At 71.0% G+C, this 13,602-nt stretch carries 11 protein-coding genes; 5 read left to right on the top strand and 6 right to left on the bottom strand.

All coding sequences use genetic code 11. The features are described 5' to 3' along the window. Positions 1–54: 54 nt before the first annotated feature. The 5 genes from J2N69_RS12635 to J2N69_RS12615 all read right to left on the bottom strand — a co-directional run bounded on the left by J2N69_RS12635 (position 55) and on the right by J2N69_RS12615 (position 7,041). On the bottom strand, positions 55–1,107 hold the full coding sequence (locus tag J2N69_RS12635) for an ABC transporter substrate-binding protein (protein WP_230900835.1): 1,053 nt from the start codon (positions 1,105–1,107) through the stop codon (positions 55–57). Positions 1,108–1,258: 151 nt separating this feature from the next. Continuing rightward, positions 1,259–2,413: an acyl-CoA dehydrogenase family protein gene (locus J2N69_RS12630; protein WP_230900834.1), complete on the bottom strand. Its 1,155-nt coding sequence runs from the start codon at positions 2,411–2,413 to the stop codon at positions 1,259–1,261. Positions 2,414–2,420: 7 nt separating this feature from the next. After that, positions 2,421–3,344, bottom strand: a complete 924-nt coding sequence (locus J2N69_RS12625; RefSeq protein ID WP_230904699.1) for a hydroxymethylglutaryl-CoA lyase — start codon at positions 3,342–3,344, stop codon at positions 2,421–2,423. A gap of 65 nt (positions 3,345–3,409) precedes the next feature. Further along, entirely contained in the window at positions 3,410–5,377 is a 1,968-nt protein-coding gene (locus tag J2N69_RS12620; RefSeq protein WP_230904698.1) for an acetyl/propionyl/methylcrotonyl-CoA carboxylase subunit alpha, read from the bottom strand. 47 nt (positions 5,378–5,424) lie between these two features. After that, positions 5,425–7,041, bottom strand: a complete 1,617-nt coding sequence (locus J2N69_RS12615; RefSeq protein ID WP_230900833.1) for a carboxyl transferase domain-containing protein — start codon at positions 7,039–7,041, stop codon at positions 5,425–5,427. A gap of 120 nt (positions 7,042–7,161) precedes the next feature. On the opposite strand from J2N69_RS12615, the gene J2N69_RS12610 reads away from it, so the two are divergent. From J2N69_RS12610 to J2N69_RS12595, 4 genes are all read left to right on the top strand, one after another. Next, positions 7,162–7,755 (top strand): SACE_7040 family transcriptional regulator, encoded by a 594-nt coding sequence (locus J2N69_RS12610; protein WP_230900832.1) that lies wholly within the window; start codon positions 7,162–7,164, stop codon positions 7,753–7,755. Positions 7,756–7,856: 101 nt separating this feature from the next. After that, complete coding sequence (locus J2N69_RS12605; RefSeq protein WP_230900831.1) at positions 7,857–9,014, top strand: acyl-CoA dehydrogenase family protein; 1,158 nt, start codon at positions 7,857–7,859, stop codon at positions 9,012–9,014. Positions 9,015–9,050: 36 nt separating this feature from the next. Next, positions 9,051–9,950 (top strand): acyl-CoA thioesterase, encoded by a 900-nt coding sequence (locus J2N69_RS12600; RefSeq protein WP_230900830.1) that lies wholly within the window; start codon positions 9,051–9,053, stop codon positions 9,948–9,950. A 65-nt stretch (positions 9,951–10,015) separates the two neighbouring features. Beyond that, entirely contained in the window at positions 10,016–10,996 is a 981-nt protein-coding gene (locus J2N69_RS12595; protein ID WP_230900829.1) for a cation diffusion facilitator family transporter, read from the top strand. On the opposite strand, the gene J2N69_RS12590 is transcribed toward J2N69_RS12595, so the two are convergent. Then, on the bottom strand, positions 10,957–11,745 hold the full coding sequence (locus J2N69_RS12590; RefSeq protein WP_230900828.1) for a phosphatase: 789 nt from the start codon (positions 11,743–11,745) through the stop codon (positions 10,957–10,959). The genes J2N69_RS12595 and J2N69_RS12590 overlap by 40 nt on opposite strands. 231 nt (positions 11,746–11,976) lie before the next feature. On the opposite strand from J2N69_RS12590, the gene J2N69_RS12585 reads away from it, so the two are divergent. Continuing rightward, complete coding sequence (locus J2N69_RS12585) at positions 11,977–13,485, top strand: multicopper oxidase family protein (protein ID WP_230900827.1); 1,509 nt, start codon at positions 11,977–11,979, stop codon at positions 13,483–13,485. Positions 13,486–13,602 lie beyond the last annotated feature (117 nt).

Genomic DNA, 13,602 nt, shown 5'->3' with positions numbered 1-13,602 from the left:
GTGCGGCGGCGCGGTGGTGCGGCGGCGCGCTTGTGCGGTGGTGCCGTGCGGAGGTCAGGCGCTCTTCTTGAGCTTCTTCGCCTTCTCGATCGCGTCCGCGAGGTCCTCCAGGATCGGCGCGCACTTGGCGTACGAGAAGATCGGCTCCGTCACGCGCGGGATGACCTGCCCGGCCTTGACGGCGGGGAGCTTGCGCCAGGTCGGCTTGGACTCGTCCAGGACGGCCGGCTGGAGGGCGGAGGTGCGGTTGTCCATCATGATGAGGTCCGCGTCGTACTGGTCGACGTTCTCCCAGCTGAGGTTCTCGAACCAGCCGCCGGACGCCTTCTTGGCCTTCTCCGGCGGCTCGATGATGTTCACGCCGAGCGCCTTGAAGTACTCCAGGTCGGCGGAGAGGTTCGAGCCGGAGACGTAGAACAGGTCCTGGCTCGCGGAGCCCACGAGGACCTTGATGTCCTTGTGCGCCTTGGCGACCTTGCGCAGCCGCTCGGAGGCGTCCTCGAAGCGCTTCTTCGCCTTGACGACCTTGTCGGACCTCACGTCCGCGCCGAGCGACTCGGCGAGCGCGAGGATGCGCTGGAGCGGCTGGGTCATCTGGCGGTCGTAGACGCTGATGCCGACGCTCGGGGCGAGCTTCAGGATCTTGTCGCTGCTCTCCTCCGGCACGTACCAGAGGGTGCCCTTGGCGTCGAACATGGTGGAGATCAGCACGTCGGGGGCGAGGCCCGCGTACTTCTCGATGTTGAACCGGCCCCATTCGTTGCCGATGACCGTCAGCTTGCTGACGTCCATGTCGCCGGCCTGCACGTCGGCCTTGCCGTCCTTGGTCTTCGTCGGGCCGAAGACGCCCTTGCACTCGATGCCGTAGTCGAACAGGGCGGCGGCGACGCCGGTGAAGGCGACGATGTTCTTCGGCGTCGCCTCGCGCTCGGCCGTCTTCCCGCGGTCGTCCTTGAAGCTCCAGGGACCCGCCTTGGCCGCACCGCCCTTCTTCTCCCCGTCCTTTTTCTCGCTGCCGCAGGCCGCCAGGACGGCGGTCAGGCCGAGGGCGCCGCCGGCGGCGAGCATGCCGCGGCGGGAGAGCTGGAGGGAGCGGGGCTGGGACATGGGGGTCTCTGCTTTCGTGACGGTACGGCGGCCGGAGGCCACTGGACCGGCCGGGGCCACTGGCCGGAAGTAGAGCTTAGGCTAGCCTAAGCTCACTCCGGCCTCGGGGGTCCCTCGACGCCCGCCCGCCGGGGCGAGGCCCGGCCCCGCCTCAGCCCGCGAAGCCCAGCTCCCGCGCGATGAGCATCCGCTGCACCTCGCTGGTGCCCTCGCCGATCTCCAGGATCTTGGAGTCCCGCCACATCCGGGCCACGGGGTATTCGTTCATGAAGCCGTACCCGCCGTGGATCTGCGTGGCCTCGCGGGCGTTGTCCACGGCGACCGTCGAGGAGTAGAGCTTGGCGATCGCCGCCTCCTTCTTGAACGGCTCCCCGGCGACCAGGCGCGAGGCCGCGTCCCGCCAGCCGACCCGGGCCATGTGCGCCCGCGTCTCCATGTCCGCGATCTTGAACTGGATGGCTTGATTCGCCCCGATCGGCCTGCCGAAGGCGTGCCGCTCCTTGGCGTACTTCACCGACTCGTCCACGCAGCCCTGCGCCAGCCCGGTGGCGAGCGCGGAGATGGCGACGCGGCCCTCGTCCAGGATGCGCAGGAACTGGGCGTAGCCCCGGCCCTCCTCGCCCAGGAGGTTCGCCGCGGGCACGCGGACGTCGGAGAAGGACAGCTCGCGGGTGTCCGAGGCGTTCCACCCCACCTTCGAGTACGGCGCCGCGACCGTGAAGCCCGGCGTCCCCGACGGCACGATGATCGAGGAGATCAGCGGGCGGCCGTCGGCCTTGCGGCCGGTGACGGCGGTGACCGTGACCAGGCCGGTGATGTCCGTACCGGAGTTGGTGATGAAGCACTTCGAACCGTTGATCACCCACTCGTCGCCGTCGCGCACGGCCGTGGTGCGGGTGCCGCCCGCGTCCGAGCCGCCGTCGGGCTCGGTCAGGCCGAACGCGCCGAGCATCTCGCCGGAGCACAGCTTCGGCAGCCACTGCCGCTTCTGCTCCTCGGTGCCGAACAGGTGCAGCGGCATCGCGCCGAGCGAGACGCCCGCCTCCAAGGTGATCGCCACGGACGAGTCGACGCGGGCCAGCTCTTCGAGGGCGATGCCGAGCGCGAAGTAGTCACCGCCCATCCCGCCGTACTCCTCGGGGAAGGGCAGGCCGAACAGGCCCATGCGGCCCATCTCGCGGACGATCTCGTACGGGAATTCGTGGCGCTCGTAGAAGTCGCCGATCTTGGGGGCGACCACGTCGTGCGCGAACGCCTCGACCGTGCGGCGGAGTTCCTCGTGCTCGGGGCTCAGGCGGTGGTCCATCGTTCTCTCACTGCTCCTGGTGGGTCAGGGCGCGGACGGTGCGGGACGGGCTGGGTCGGCCCAGGTGGCCGGCCATCCAGGCGCTGGTGGCGCAGAGGCGGCCGAGGTCGACCCCGGTGTCGATGCCGAGGCCGTGCAGCATCCAGACGAGGTCTTCGGTGGCGAGGTTGCCGGTGGCGCTCTTCGCGTACGGGCAGCCGCCGAGACCGCCCGCGGAGGCGTCCACCGTCGTCACGCCGTGCTGGAGCGCGGCCAGGGTGTTGGCGAGCGCCTGGCCGTACGTGTCGTGGAAGTGGACGCCGATCCGGTCGGTCGGGACCCCCGCTTCGTTCAACGCGGTCAGCAGGGCGCGCACATGGCCCGGCGTGGCCACGCCGATGGTGTCGCCGAGGCTCAGTTCGTCGCACCCCATGTCGAGCAGCGCGCGGCAGACGCGGACCACCTGGTCGACGGGGACCGGGCCCTCCCAGGGGTCGCCGAAGCACATCGAGAGATAGCCGCGGACGTGCATCCCGTGCTCCCGCGCGCGGGCGACCACCGGGTCGAACATGGCGAGGGCCTCGTCCACCGTGCGGTTGAGGTTGGCCTTGGCGAAGGACTCGGTGGCGCTGGCGAAGACGGCGACGCGGTCGGCGCCGAGCGCGAGCGCCCGCTCCAGGCCGCGTTCGTTCGGCACGAGGACCGGCAGGCGCACGCCCCGGAGGTCGCCGAGGAGCGGGAAGAGCCGCTCGGCGTCGGCCAGTTGGGGCACCCACTTGGGGTGGACGAAGCTGGTCGCCTCGACGGTGGTCAGGCCCGCGTCGGCGAGGCGGTGGATGAACTCCGCCTTGATCTCGGTGGGGACCACCGACTGCTCGTTCTGCAGGCCGTCGCGGGCGCCGACCTCGTGGATGCGGACGCGGGGCGGCAGCTCCGGGTCCCGGACGGTCATGGGGAGCCCGGCGGGGGCGGCTGTCGTGGCGCCCGCGGTGTCGTCTGCGGTGTCGTCTGCGGTGGTCATGCCTCCGCCTCCTCGTCCGTCTCGTCGTCCGGGAGCACCACCGCGAGGACCTGGTCCATGGCGACCGTGGTGCCCGCGCCGACGTCCAGCTCGGTGACCGTGCCGGCGTGCGGGGCGGCGATGACGTGCTCCATCTTCATCGCCTCGACCACCAGCAGGCTCTGACCCGCGCTCACCCGGTCGCCGGGGGAGACCTTCACGACCGTGACGGTGCCCGGCATGGGGGCGGTGAGCGCGTCGGCCCCGGCGTGCGCGGCGCCGGTCAGGCTCGCCTCCACGGGGTCGTGGTCCCGCACCTGCCAGGCGTCGCCGTCCCGGCCCAGCCAGTCGCCGGCGCGGTGGAAGGTGTGCCGGGTGCCGTCGAGGGTGACCGAGACGTGGTCGGCGGTGACCGTGTGGCCGCTGCCCCGCAGCCGGTGGGTGACGGGTTCCTGTCCCGTCGCGTGCAGCCAGTGCGTCACGGGCACCGGGGTGCCCCCGAGCCGCCAGCCGCTCGGCACGGAGAACGGGTCCGTCCAGCCGCCCCCCGAGGGGGCGAGCGCGGCCTCGCGCACGGCGGCCGCCGCCTCGTACACCTCATCCGGCACGCCGTCCGGGACCAGGCCGTCCATCTCGCGCTCCACGAGACCGGTGTCCAACTCGCCCGCCACGACCGCCGGGTGGGCCAGCAGCCTGCGCAGGAAGCCCGCGTTCGTCGGCACGCCCAGGGTGACCGTCTCGGCGAGGGCGGCCCGCAGCTTGCGCAGGGCCGTGGCGCGGTCGGGGCCGTAGGCGATGACCTTGGAGAGCATCGGGTCGTAGAGGCTGCCGACCTCCGTGCCCTCGCTCAGCCCGGAATCGGTGCGCACGCTGTCGCCCTGCGGCTCGCGCAGGGCGAGGACCGTCCCGCCCGAGGGCAGGAACCCGCGGGAGCCCGCCTTGACGGACACGGTCTCGGCGCAGATCCGGGCCTCCACCGCGTGCCCGGTGAGGGTGATGTCCTGCTGGGTGAACGGCAGGCGCTCCCCGGCGGCCACCCGCAGCTGCCACTCGACCAGGTCGAGGCCGGTGATCAGCTCGGTGACCGGGTGCTCCACCTGCAGGCGGGTGTTCATCTCCATGAAGTAGTACGAGGAGGGGTCCTTGCCCGGCACGATGAACTCGACCGTGCCCGCGCCCGCGTACCCGCAGGAGCGGGCCGCCTGGACCGCCGCCTCGCCCATCGACGCGCGCGTGGCCTCGTCCAGGAGGACGCTGGGCGCCTCCTCGATGATCTTCTGGTGGCGGCGCTGGAGGGAGCACTCGCGCTCGCCGAGGTGGATCGCGTTCCCCTGGCCGTCCGCCAGGACCTGGATCTCGATGTGCCGGGGGCGGTCGATCCACCGCTCCACGAGCAGCGTGTCGTCGCCGAAGGAGGCGCGGGCCTCGCGGCGGGCCGCCGCGATCTCCTCGGCGAGCACGGCCTCGTCGCGCACCAGGCGCATGCCCTTGCCGCCGCCGCCCGCGCTCGGCTTGAGCAGGACCGGGGTGCCGATCTCGCGCGCGGCGGCGGCCAGTTCGGCGTCGGTCAGGCCGCTGCCGGAGGAGCCGGGGACGACCGGGACGCCGGCCTCCTTCACCGTCTCCTTGGCGCGGATTTTGTCGCCCATCAGCTCGATCGCCGAGGCGGGCGGCCCGATGAAGACGAGCCCGGCGTCGGCGCACGCCTGCGCGAACACGGCGTTCTCCGCGAGGAAGCCGTACCCCGGGTGGACCGCCTGGGCGCCGGAGGCGGCCGCCGCCGCGAGGATGCGCTCGACGGACAGATAGCTCTCGGCGGCCGGCGCCGGGCCGATCCGCACCGCCGTGTCGGCCTCGCGCACATGGCGGGCGTCCGCGTCCGCGTCGCTGAAGACGGCCACGGAGCGGACCCCGAGCGCCCGCAGTGTGCGGATGACGCGGACCGCGATCTCGCCGCGGTTGGCGACGAGCACCGTGTCGAACATGGTCCCTCTCCCCGAGGTGGTCTGGAAGTCGCTCATCGTCCCGCCCCTCACATCCGGAAGACGCCGAAGCCGGGCTCGCCCAAGGGGGCGCCCGCACACGCCGTCAGGGCCAGGCCGAGCACCTGCCGGGTCTCCAGGGGATCGATCACGCCGTCGTCCCAGAGGCGGGCCGTGGCGTAATAGGCGTTGCCCTGCTCCTCGTACTGCGCGCGGATCGGGTCCTTAAAGGCCTCTTCGTCCTCGGCCGCCCACTGTTCGCCGCGCGCCTCCAGCTGGTCGCGCTTGACCGTGGCGAGGACGGAGGCGGCCTGCTCGCCGCCCATCACGGAGATCTTGGCGTTCGGCCACATCCACAGGAAGCGGGGGCTGTAGGCCCGGCCGCACATGGAGTAGTTGCCCGCGCCGTACGAACCGCCGACCACCACCGTCAGCTTCGGCACGCGGGTGCAGGCCACGGCGGTGACCATCTTGGCGCCGTGCTTGGCGATGCCGCCCGCCTCGTAGTCCTTGCCGACCATGAAACCGGAGATGTTCTGGAGGAAGACCAGGGGGATGCCGCGCTGGTCGCACAGCTCGATGAAGTGGGCGCCCTTCTGGGCGGACTCGGAGAACAGGATGCCGTTGTTCGCGACGATGCCGACCGGGTGGCCGTGGAGGTGCGCGAAGCCGGTGACCAGCGTCGTGCCGTACTCCGCCTTGAACTCCTGGAAGCGGGAGCCGTCCACCACGCGCGCGATGACCTCGCGGACGTCATAGGGGGTGCGGGAGTCCACCGGCACCGCGCCGTACAGCCCCAAGGGGTCGACCTTGGGCTCCTCCACGGGCCGCACCGCCCACGGCGGCTCCTTGCGGGCGGGCAGGGTGGCCACGATGTTCCGCACGATGCGCAGCGCGTGCGCGTCGTCCTCGGCGAGGTGGTCGGTGACGCCGGAGGTGCGCGAGTGGACCGCGCCGCCGCCCAGCTCCTCGGCCGTCACCACCTCGCCGGTCGCGGCCTTCACCAGGGGCGGGCCGCCGAGGAAGATCGTGCCCTGCTCGCGCACGATCACCGCCTCGTCGCTCATCGCCGGGACATAGGCCCCGCCCGCCGTGCACGAGCCGAGTACCGCGGCGATCTGCGGGATGCCCGCGCCCGACATCCGCGCCTGGTTGTAGAAGATCCGCCCGAAGTGCTCGCGGTCGGGGAAAACCTCGTCCTGCATCGGCAGGAAGGCGCCGCCCGAGTCGACGAGGTACAGACACGGGAGGCGGTTCTCCAGGGCCACCTCCTGGGCGCGCAGGTGCTTCTTGACCGTCATGGGGTAGTACGTGCCGCCCTTGACCGTGGCGTCATTGGCGACGATCACGCATTCGCGGCCCGAGACGCGGCCGATCCCGGCGATGACTCCGGCCGCCGGGGCGTCCCCGCCGTACATCCCCTCGGCCGCGAGGGGTGCCAGCTCCAGGAAGGGCGAACCCGGGTCGAGGAGCGTGTCCACGCGGTCCCTGGGCAGCAGCTTGCCGCGCGCCACATGGCGGGCGCGGGCCCGCTCGCCGCCGCCGAGCGCGGCCGCCGCGAGCTTGGCCCGCAGCTCTTCGACGAGGGCGGAGTGCGCCGTCTCGTTCGCCCGCCACGCCTCCGACGCGGGATCAGCCGCGCTCGTCAGCACTGGTGCCTGCCGCATCAGTTCGAGCCCCCTTGCTCGGTCCACCCGGACGCCCGGTCACGCCCGGATCGGTTAATGAGCGTTAACGCGTTTCCCTCAGGTTAACGAGCGCTAACCGGCCTGTCTAGAATTAATTCCATGGCCACCAGAACCGACGCCCCCACCCGCCGCGAGCAGATCCTCAAGGAGGCTGCCCGGCTCTTCGCCGAGCGCGGCTTCCACGGCGTCGGGGTGGACGAGATAGGGGCCGCCGTGGGGATCAGCGGACCCGGTCTCTACCGGCACTTCGCGGGCAAGGACGCGATGCTCGCCGAGCTGCTGGTCGGCATCAGCGGTCAGCTCCTGACGGGGGGCAAGCGGTGTCTGGCCGACACGGACGGGGCACCCGAGCGGGTGCTTGACGCGCTCATCGAGGGCCACATCGACTTCGCCCTCGACGACCGCTCCCTGATCACCCTGCACGACCGCGAGCTGGACCGCCTGCGGGACAGCGACCGCAAGCTGGTCCGCCAGCTCCAGCGGCAGTACGTGGAGATCTGGGTGGAGGTGGTGCGCGAGGTCTACCCGGACCTCGCCGAGAAGGCGGCGCGGGTCGCCGTGCACGCCGTCTTCGGGCTGCTGAACTCCACGCCGCACCTCAGCCGCCGCGACGTGCTGCCGAGCCGGGCGGGCATGGCGGAGCTGCTGCACCGCCTCGCGCGCGGGGCCTTCGCGGCGGCGGCCGCGGAGTGATGTGCGTCTCTGGACGCTCTTGGTGACCGCCGGGTAACCTCCCTATGAGCAAGCGCTTAGTCCGCTGAGTCGACGTAGGCAGTAGGCAGAGGGAGTTCTCCGTGCGCCGTACCGTTTTCAATGAGGACCACGAGGCGTTCCGGGAGACTCTGCGCGCCTTCATCGAGGCCGAGGTCGTGCCGGTCCACGACGAGTGGTTCGCCGCCGGTCAGGTGCCCCGCGAGTTCTACTACAAGCTCGCCGAGCTGGGCCTCTTCGGGATCAACGTCCCCGAGGAGTTCGGCGGCGCCGGCCTGGACACGCACAAGTTCGAGGCCATCCAGTACGAGGAGACGGCCCGCGCGGGCGTCAGCTTCGGCGGCTCCGGCGTCCACGTGCTGCTCGCCCTGCCCTACATCAAGATGCTCGCCACCGACGAGCAGAAGAAGCGCTACCTGGAGAAGTTCGTCTCCGCCGAGGAGATGTGGGCCCTCGCGATGACCGAGCCGGGCACCGGCTCCGACGTCGCGGGCATGAAGACCACCGCCAAGCTCTCCGAGGACGGCACCCACTACGTCCTCAACGGCGCCAAGACCTTCATCACCGGCGGCGTCCACGCCGACCGCGTGATCGTCTGCGCCCGCACCTCCGCGCCCACCGCCGAGGACCGCCGCTTCGGCATCTCCCTCTTCGCCGTCGACACCAAGTCCGAGGGCTACTCCGTCGGCCGCAAGCTCGACAAGCTGGGCCTGAAGACCTCCGACACCGCCGAGCTGGCGTTCGTCGACGTCAAGGTGCCCGTCGAGGACCTCCTCGGCGAGGAGAACAAGGGCTTCTACTACCTCGGCAGCAACCTCCCCTCCGAGCGCTGGGGCATCGCCTTCGGCGCCTACGCGCAGGCCAAGGCCGCCGTCCGGTTCGCCAAGGAGTACGTCCAGGACCGCACGGTCTTCGGCAAGCCGGTCGCCTCCTTCCAGAACACCAAGTTCGAGCTGGCCGCCTGCCAGGCCGAGGTGGACGCCGCCGAGGCCGTCGTCGACCGCGCCCTGGAGGCCCTGGACGCGGGCGAGCTGACCGCCGCCGAGGCCGCCTCCGCGAAGCTGTTCGCCACCGAGGTCGCGCACCGCGTCATCGACAAGTGCCTCCAGCTGCACGGCGGCTACGGCTTCATGAACGAGTACCCCATCGCCCGTCTGTACGCCGACAACCGCGTCAACCGCATCTACGGCGGCACCAGCGAGGTCATGAAGATGATCATCGCCAAGGACATGGGCCTGTAGCGGCTTCCTCCGTAGAGGCCCGGTAGAACTACCTTCATGAACCAGGCACTTGACGCCCTCCTCGACCTGCTCGACCTGGAGCAGATCGAGGAGGACATCTTCCGGGGCATGAGCCGTTCGGCGCTCGTGCCCCGCGTCTTCGGCGGCCAGGTCGCCGCGCAGGCCCTGGTCGCCGCGGGGCGCACCGTCCCCGCCGACAGTTCCCCAAGCTCCCGGCTTCGCTCGAGCAGGGGAGGCCCCCATGCCCACTCCCTGCACGCGTACTTCCTGCGCCCCGGCGACCCCGGCGCGCCGATCGTCTACACCGTCGACCGCATCCGTGACGGCCGCTCCTTCACCACGCGGCGCGTCGTCGCCGTCCAGCACGGGCAGCCGATCTTCCACCTCTCCGCGTCCTTCCAGACGTACGAGGAGGGCCTGGAGCACCAGGCCCTGATGCCGGACGCGCCCGACCCCGAGACGCTGCCGACCGCAGCCGAGATGCTGCCCCGCCATCTGCCGGGGCCCGTCGCCGAGCGGCTCATCGAGGCGCGCGCCGCCGTCGACCTGCGCTACGCCGACGTGCCGCCCTGGGGCACCGTCGGGCAGCCGCGCGAGCCGCGCTCCCAGGTGTGGTTCAAGACCAGCGGCAAACTGACGGACGACCCGCTGCTGCACGTCTGTCTCGCCACGTACGTCTCCGACATGACGCTCCTCGACTCCGTGCTCCTCGCGCACGGGCGGGGCGGCTGGGCGGTCGGGGACGTCGTCGGCGCCTCGCTCGACCACGCGATGTGGTTCCACCGGCCCTTCCGCGCAGACGAGTGGCTGCTGTACGACCAGGAGTCGCCGTCCGCCTCGGGCGGCCGGGGCCTCGGGCAGGCGCGGATCTGGACGCAGGACGGGCGCCTCGCGGTCACCGTCATCCAGGAGGGCGTGGTGCGCGTCCCGCGGTGACGGGCGTGGCGCGTTGCGGAAGAGGAGGTTCGCATTCCGCCGTGATCGGACTTACCGTCCGATACATGAATGAGCACCCGTCAGAGAAGCCCGAGGGCGGCGGCGAGAGCACCTTCACGGTCATCGTCGCCGCCGTCGCCAACCTCGGCATCGCCCTGGCCAAGGCGGTCGCCGGTGCCATCAGCGGATCGAGCGCGATGCTCTCCGAAGCGGCGCACTCCGTGGCCGACACCGTCACCGAGCTGATGCTGCTCGTCTCCCTCAAGGCCGGCGAACGGCCCGCCGACGAGGAACACCCGCTCGGCTACGGAGGCGCCCGCTACATCTGGGCGCTGCTCGCCTCCGTCGCCACCTTCGTCGGCGGCGGCGTCTTCGCCGTCTACGACGGCATCCACACCCTCACCCACGGCCGCGAACCGGGCGACCCCCTCATCTCGTACATCGTCCTCGCGGTGGCCTTCCTCCTGGAGAGCTACTCCCTGCGCACCGGCCTCAAGCAGGCGCGCGGCGAAGCCGACCGCTACGGAGTGCGTCTCAAGCGCTATCTGCGCCACACCCCCGACACGGCGGTCAAGGCCGTCGTCATGGAGGACTCGGCGGCGCTCGCGGGCCTCGTGCTCGCCGCGGCCGGACTGCTCGGCGGGCAGCTCACCGGGTCCGGCGTGTGGGACGGCGTCGCCTCGCTCTGCATCGGCGTGCTGCTGGTGTACGTCGCCTGGGTGCTCGGCCACGCCAACTCCGAACTGCTGATCGGTCGTCCGCTGCCGGAGGAGATGCGGGACGCGGTGCGGGCCGAACTGCTCGCCGACCCGCATGTCGTCGACGTACTGGAGCTGACCACGCTCCTCCAGGGGCCCAAGGAGGCCCTGGTGGCCGCGAAGGTGGACTTCCGGGACGTGTCGACGGCCGGGGAGGTGGAGCGGGCCTGCGACCGCATGGCGAGGCGCCTCCAGGAGCGCTTCCCCTCGATCAGGCGGGTCTACCTGGACCCCACGCCGGGTCCGGGTCAGGAGCCGGGGGTCAGTCCCGCCGCGTTCAGCAGGTAGGCCGTCATCGGGTCGTAGTGGCGCGGGCTCGTCACGTGGTCGTCCAGGGGCACCGTCACCTGTACGGTGCCCTCGGCCTCGCCGATGAACAGCGCCGGGTCGTTGCAGTCCGCGTAGCCCATCGAGTCAAGGCCGCGCTGGCCCGCGCGGCCCGCCCAGCCGTGGTCGGCGACCACCAGGTCCGGCTGCGGGCGGCCCTCGCGCTCCAGGCCGTCCAGGATCGCGTTCATCGGCTCGGGGGAGTGCGTGTGCCACAGCGTCGCCCCGCGCTCCAGGACCGCCACGTCGGCGAATTGGAAGACCATGCCCTCGTCGGCCATCAGACCGTCCGGGATCACGACGATCTCGCAGCCCGCCGCGCGCAGGGCGGCGGCCGTGGCGCGGTGCACGTCGAGCAGGCCTCCGGGGTGGCCGGTGGCGAACAGGACGCTCTCCCTGCCGGCGGCCGCCTTGCGCAGGCGGGCCGCCATGCGCTCCAGGGCGTCGACCGTCAGCTCCGGGTCGATGGTGTCCTGCCCCTGCCGGTGCCCGGGGTCGTCGACGACACCGCAGCGCTCGGCCATCACCGCGAGGACGTCCTGCTCGTCGCTCCAGCGGTCGCCGAGCTCCAGGCCGAGCCAGTAGTGGCGGTCGCCGTTCGCGAGCTTCCTGTAGTGGCTGAGGTTGTTCTCGCGGGGGGTGGCGACGTCGCCCGCGATGCGGGTGCGGACGAGGTGATCGACGAGCGCGGCACGGCTGGGTATCGACATGGCTCCTATTGTGCGGGACGAGGGTTCTGCGCTGGGCGGGGTTTGTTGATCGACCCCAGGACAGCTCACGCAGGAGTGGGGCCTCGGGCGGTGTTCGCAACAGGTCGCGGTGATCACGCGGGCCCGGCTCCTCTCAGGGGCGGAACCCTGAGGACCTTCGGGGTCCATGTGGGGGTCGGATCGGGGGCGTTCCCCGATGTGCCGGGCGGGCCCCGCCGCGAAGCTTGAGGCATGTCCCCCCTCAAGCGCTTACTCATCGTGTTCGGATCGTTCGTCGCCGTCGTAGCGCTGGCTGTCGGCGGCGGTGTCCTCTGGCTGTGGAACGACGCCAAGGTCAGCACGGTCGGCGAGGAGCGGTTCGACAATGAACTGGCGATACCTGCGCTCGCGAAGTCCCGTGTGGACAGGGACGGCACCCGAGTGTTCGACCTGCGGATGCAGGCGGGCGAGAAGGAGTTCGAGGACGGCCGCAAGACACCCACTTGGGGGTTCAACGGCGACTACCTGGGGCCGACGCTGCGCGCGGAGCGTGGGGAGAAGGTCCGCGTGCGGGTACGGAACGGCCTGGACGAGGCGTCGACGGTGCACTGGCACGGCATGCACCTACCAGCGAAGATGGACGGCGGCCCGCACCAGATGGTCAGGCCGGGCGGCAGGTGGAGTCCGCACTGGACCGTGGATCAGCCTGCATCGACGCTCTGGTACCACCCGCACCCGCACGGCGTGACGGAGAAGCACGTGCAACGCGGCCTCGCGGGAATGTTCCTTGTCGACGACAAGCAGTCCGCGCGGCTCACACTGCCCAAGAAGTACGGCGTCGATGATCTGCCGGTGATCGTGCAGGACGTCAAATTCGACGGCGCGAAGTTGGACCACGGTCACAAGATGATGCGCCACGTCGGCTTCCTGGGCGACCGGACCATGGTCAACGGCACGCTCCGCCCGTACCAGGAGGTCGGCGACGAACTGATCCGACTGCGGCTGCTCAACGCCTCGACGGCCCGCACGTACGACTTCGGCTTCCCGGACGACCGCTCGTTCTCACTGGTCGGCACGGACGGTGGTCTTCTCCAGCAGCCGGCCCGCATGCAGCGGATACAGCTGTCACCCGGCGAACGGGCCGAGATCGTCGTGCGCATGGAGCCGGGCGAGAAGACCGTCCTGCGCAGCTTCCCGCAGGACAACTACGGGAGTTCCTGGGAGCAGCGGTTCAATGGGGGCGACGACTCCTTCGACGTCCTGGAGCTGCGGGCCGCGAAGCAGCTGCGCGCTTCTGGCGACATTCCGCGGCAACTGGGTGAGCTGGAGGTGCCTGACGGCAAGAACCCGGCGCGCGGGCGGTTCTTCGACCTGGCGGAGTCCGGGATCAATGGGCGCGCGATGAAGATGGACCGAATTGATGAGACCGTCACGCGAGGCACCACCGAGACGTGGACTGTCCGGAACCGCAACGGCATGCCGCACAACTTCCACGTGCACGACGTCCAGTTCCGGGTGCTCAAGGTGAACGGCGAGGTGCCACCGCCCGAGCTGCGCGGGGCCAAGGACACGGTGTTCCTGCCGAACGGCACGACGATGGAGCTCGCGATGCGATTCGAGGGGCCCGCCGACCCGGATACCCCGTACATGTACCACTGCCATCTGCTGGCGCACGAAGACGCCGGAATGATGGGGCAGTTCGTCGTCGTGGAGAAGGGGCAGCGGGCAGGCACACCGCCACGAGAACACGACAGCCATTAGCCGTGCGCAGGAGCCCGCGTGTCTCGTTGTGGGCCGGCGCGGCACGACCCTTGTCGGGAAGTCTCATGCCGCCCAGCCTGTCCGGCACAGGGGGAGCGCATCATGAGGCGGGCGCCC

This window comes from Streptomyces huasconensis (assembly GCF_021028635.1).
Lineage (GTDB): Bacteria > Actinomycetota > Actinomycetes > Streptomycetales > Streptomycetaceae > Streptomyces > Streptomyces huasconensis.
The sequence above is the reverse complement of the archived record's forward strand: the minus strand, read 5'-3'. Positions and strand labels throughout refer to the sequence as shown.

Excerpts from the sequence above, each read along its gene's own strand:
- J2N69_RS12635 (WP_230900835.1), bottom strand. The coding sequence starts at position 1,107 with ATGTCCCAGCCCCGCTCCCTCCAGCTCTCCCGCCGCGGCATGCTCGCC.
- J2N69_RS12630 (WP_230900834.1), bottom strand. The coding sequence starts at position 2,413 with ATGGACCACCGCCTGAGCCCCGAGCACGAGGAACTCCGCCGCACGGTC.
- J2N69_RS12625 (WP_230904699.1), bottom strand. The coding sequence starts at position 3,344 with ATGACCGTCCGGGACCCGGAGCTGCCGCCCCGCGTCCGCATCCACGAG.
- J2N69_RS12620 (WP_230904698.1), bottom strand. The coding sequence starts at position 5,377 with ATGTTCGACACGGTGCTCGTCGCCAACCGCGGCGAGATCGCGGTCCGC.
- J2N69_RS12615 (WP_230900833.1), bottom strand. The coding sequence starts at position 7,041 with ATGCGGCAGGCACCAGTGCTGACGAGCGCGGCTGATCCCGCGTCGGAG.
- J2N69_RS12610 (WP_230900832.1), top strand. The coding sequence starts at position 7,162 with ATGGCCACCAGAACCGACGCCCCCACCCGCCGCGAGCAGATCCTCAAG.
- J2N69_RS12600 (WP_230900830.1), top strand. The coding sequence starts at position 9,051 with ATGAACCAGGCACTTGACGCCCTCCTCGACCTGCTCGACCTGGAGCAG.
- J2N69_RS12595 (WP_230900829.1), top strand. The coding sequence starts at position 10,016 with ATGAATGAGCACCCGTCAGAGAAGCCCGAGGGCGGCGGCGAGAGCACC.
- J2N69_RS12590 (WP_230900828.1), bottom strand. The coding sequence starts at position 11,745 with ATGTCGATACCCAGCCGTGCCGCGCTCGTCGATCACCTCGTCCGCACC.
- J2N69_RS12585 (WP_230900827.1), top strand. The coding sequence starts at position 11,977 with ATGTCCCCCCTCAAGCGCTTACTCATCGTGTTCGGATCGTTCGTCGCC.